We start from the raw sequence: 3089 nt of genomic DNA, 5'->3' as shown, positions 1-3089 counted from the left end.
GCGCCGAGGCCGCTCGCATCGCAGCGGTGTTACCGAACCCGGTCCGATTTTCGATAAAAAATCCTTCTTCTTACGTACAAGGACGGGCGGGTAAAATTTCCCGGCAAATGCGGGCGTTAGGCGGGCAGAAGTACTTGGCGGAATTGTGAAAGCGAAAAAGTCAAATACTTATTTTTCCAAATTGGCATTTACAATTTTATAAACTTTTCCATCCTCTCGGGATAAAAGGTATACATTTTGATTGAATGAGTCATATGAAATAGTAAAACCTAGCCGAAATTTAGGATTAAATTCTTTCAAACGTTTAGAAGCACCTTTTTCATTTATCAAAAGTTCATATATCGTTTGATCATAGTTGATAAGACTTAAATAAAATAGCCGTCCAGTAGCAGAATCTCCGAATAAATATTTGTCTTTCAGCAGGTCATGGGAGCCTTCATAGACATATCCACCAATGATAGCATTACCGTCCGTATGATCATATTGTGAAATCGGATCGTTATACAACTTCACTTTTCTTTCTTCTGATAGAGAAAGAATGTAGTTTGTGGAGTTTGTTGGTAACACGTATCTGCCCTCCCTAACGTTCCAGCCAAAATCTTGACCTCGTCCGACGTAATTGATTTCTTCAATGCCTTCTAGGCCTCTGTCAGTAATCAGCATGTACGCTCCCCTTGGCGTTTCCTGCCATGATATTTTATCTGGGTTATGGAAGCCATACGCCCAGATTTCTTTCCGTGCTTTCAGAATCCAATCATCAAGAAATGGATTATGCTTAGGGATACTGTATTTTCCATTTGAATTATCTGTGACCAACGGGTCTATACGGATGATTGTACCCAATAACGATTTGACAGAGTGCGTGAGGCCAGGATATCCAGAGACAGTAGCACCTCCGTCGCCAATGGAAATATACAATATTCCAAAATCAGGGTCACCTATTTTTGCTTTCGGGTAGAAAGCTAAATCTTTGACACCATTTAAGTAGGACGGCATATTAATTCGTAACAATTCTCTTTTCTCACCTGAGAAATGAGAATCTGCTATGTTTTTTATTTTCCATTCCGTGATAACCCATTGTACTTCCACTTTAATAGAATCATTATAGTAATAATCAGCCGGAATATCCTGTGGCTTTTCGGCATGAGCTGTGTACAGCAAACCATTATTTAAATAATCAGAATGGAATGCAAAGCTACTCAGACCAATATCAGAGCCTTGAACGAGTGCTAGCTGGTTTGTAAAAGAATTTATATCTAAAAAGGGAATTGCCTCTTTATTATCTACTCGATAAATTATGCCTCTGAAACTACCGACATACAGGCTGCCGTCATTTGATGGATGTGGCTTAAGCGAATTGATCTCCGAAGAATTGGAGCTCGTCGCACTCGGTATAGTGAAAGAATCTTCAAGTTCGACTCTAAGTTTACTAACTTTTACTGGGTTAGCGTACCGCACTTTTCTAGAAGTGTCATTTTCAACATCTATTTCCGGTGGTGAGATATTCTTCAATTGCGTTTCATTCTTTATATAAGAAATTATCGATTTAATTTCTGAGTCCTTGAATCCTTCGAATCCAGGCATAATAAGCTTGTATTTCTTGGCAAGTGCCAATGCTCTTTGATCACCCGATTCAATAAATTTAGCAGGATTTTTGATAAACTCTATTAATTTTTCATCTGTCCATATCTTAGTAATTCCTCCCAACTTAGGACCTATTGTCGTACTTTCCATAGAATGGCAAGAAGCGCAATTGAAACGAAAGTAGGTTTCGCCGCTAACTGCATTTTTATCTTCAAGTGCACTTTTGAGATTATTAGAGGTGACAGGAGGGGGAATTTGATCCTGAGCCTGAGTAAATGAAATAGCAAAAAGCAACAAGTTGAAAATGATGTATCGCTTCTTCATGAAATCCCAAATATGTCAAGTTGAAATATCAGCAAAAATATGTAATAATTTCACAAAGGGAGTTAGTCCTTAATATTTTTTACTCCAAATACGCCTTCACAATTTTCCTTATTTTCCCATCTCCTTTTGTCATCAAATACATCTCCTTCTTGAACGGATCGTACGTAATCCGCAGATCGAGGCGCGGGGTAGGTACTATTTCCTTCATGGAAGTGGCTTTGCCGTCTTTGATGATGAACATCTCGTACATCGTTCGGTCGTTTAAGCCCTTACTTAAGTCCAGGTACATCAACCGCCCCCGGCTGATGTCGCCAAAGACGAACTTATCGCGCAAGGCATCAAGCGGGCCTTCGTACACGTAGCCGCCGATGATGGCGTTGCCGTCGGTATGATCATACTGGGCGAACGGGTCGCGGAAAGGTCCGACTTCGCCGTCTGGTAAGGGTTTGGGGGCTTTCAGATTTTTGAGATCCAACGCGTAGTTACCTTCCCGTACATTCCAACCGTAATCCTGGCCTTTCTCGATCAGGTTGATTTCTTCGACGTTTCCTTCGCCCACCTCGCTTTCGAACAGCACCGGGCCCTGCGGCCCGTTCCACCAAGTTAGATGATGTGGGTTGCGAAAGCCATACGCCCAAATTTCCTGGCGGACTTTCGGGTCGGGGTTATTATAAAAAGGATTGTCGGAAGGGATGCCGTACTTCCCGTTCGGGCTGTTGCGGCCCAGCGGGTCAATGCGGATGATTGTTCCCAGCAGCGAGCGGAGGTTGTGGGTTAGTTCGGGATGCTTGCCAATGGTAGTACCGCCGTCGCCAGTGCCGATGTACAACATTCCGTAATCGGGGTCGCCCTTTCTCAGACCCGGCGTGAAACCGATATCCTGGGTACCGTGGCTGGCACCTGGTACATTGATGCGCAGCATTTCCCGATGAGTACCCGCAAAAACGGACGCGTTCACATCTTTTATTTTCCATTCCGAAACTACCCATTGCAACTTCAGCTGGATAGAATCGTCGTAGGAGTAATCGGCCGACTTGCCCGTCGGTTTTTCGGTGTAGGTGATGTAAATCAACCCGTTGTCGAGGAAATCGGGATGAAAGGCGAAACTACCCAGACCCGTTCCCAAGCCGGGTTCGGTGGCAAAATTGTCGATCAAAGGCCGAATGTCCAGAAAGGTATTG

2 protein-coding genes and 1 pseudogene are annotated in these 3089 nt (G+C 43.4%); 1 reads left to right on the top strand and 2 read right to left on the bottom strand.

Annotation, left to right across the window (positions count from 1 at the left end):
- Positions 1–149, top strand: a pseudogene (locus ACEW8P_RS15375) (monofunctional biosynthetic peptidoglycan transglycosylase); the annotation flags it as partial.
- A 19-nt stretch (positions 150–168) separates the two neighbouring features.
- On the opposite strand, the gene ACEW8P_RS15370 reads toward ACEW8P_RS15375, so the two are convergent.
- Both ACEW8P_RS15370 and ACEW8P_RS15365 read right to left on the bottom strand, forming a co-directional pair.
- Entirely contained in the window at positions 169–1908 is a 1740-nt protein-coding gene (locus ACEW8P_RS15370; RefSeq protein ID WP_373513964.1) for a PQQ-dependent sugar dehydrogenase, read from the bottom strand.
- Between the two features lie 79 nt (positions 1909–1987).
- Positions 1988–3089: sorbosone dehydrogenase family protein (locus tag ACEW8P_RS15365; protein WP_373513963.1), on the bottom strand; the 1102-nt coding region annotated here is incomplete at its 5' end.

It is taken from the genome of Persicitalea sp. (assembly GCF_041751555.1).
Classification (GTDB): domain Bacteria; phylum Bacteroidota; class Bacteroidia; order Cytophagales; family Spirosomataceae; genus Persicitalea.
This window is presented reverse-complemented; position numbering and strand designations above follow the sequence as displayed.

Excerpts from the sequence above, each read along its gene's own strand:
- ACEW8P_RS15370 (WP_373513964.1), bottom strand. The coding sequence starts at position 1,908 with ATGAAGAAGCGATACATCATTTTCAACTTGTTGCTTTTTGCTATTTCA.